1 protein-coding gene is annotated in these 382 nt (G+C 59.2%); it reads left to right on the plus strand.

The window, feature by feature from the left end; all coding sequences use genetic code 11:
• Nucleotides 1-247 precede the first annotated feature (247 nt).
• The coding region (locus tag A3736_RS16640; protein WP_156501999.1) for a TetR family transcriptional regulator at nucleotides 248-382 on the plus strand (135 nt) is incomplete at its 3' end.

Below are 382 nucleotides of genomic sequence, written 5' to 3' on the forward strand. Positions count from 1 at the left end.
CTCGACCCGCGTTCGAGGAGATTCACGAAGATGGTAAGCTGCTGGGTGATGAGAAGAGTGGAAAAGGCGATGCCGAACAGCAGGCCGTAGAACTTCTGCGCGTCGCCGGTGAGCATGCGGATCGCGATCCAGTTCATACAAACGCTCCGTCGCCTCTCTTGCCAAGACCGGTCGCATAGCTCATTAATGAACGATTGCGTTCAGGTGAGCGGAGCCGTTCAGATTGGCAAGTGACGAAACAGGATCGATGCCAGTCAGAGCCGGCAGGCCTGCCAGCGAGACGAAGCGAAAGGCCATCGTCGATGCGGCAGTCGCCAGCTTTTTCGACCGTGGCTACGCGGCGACCTCGATAGAGCAGGTCGCGGCCGTAGCCGGTGTTTCC

The sequence above is a fragment of the Erythrobacter sp. HI0063 genome (assembly GCF_001635685.1).
In the GTDB taxonomy this organism is placed as follows: Bacteria; Pseudomonadota; Alphaproteobacteria; order Sphingomonadales; family Sphingomonadaceae; genus Qipengyuania.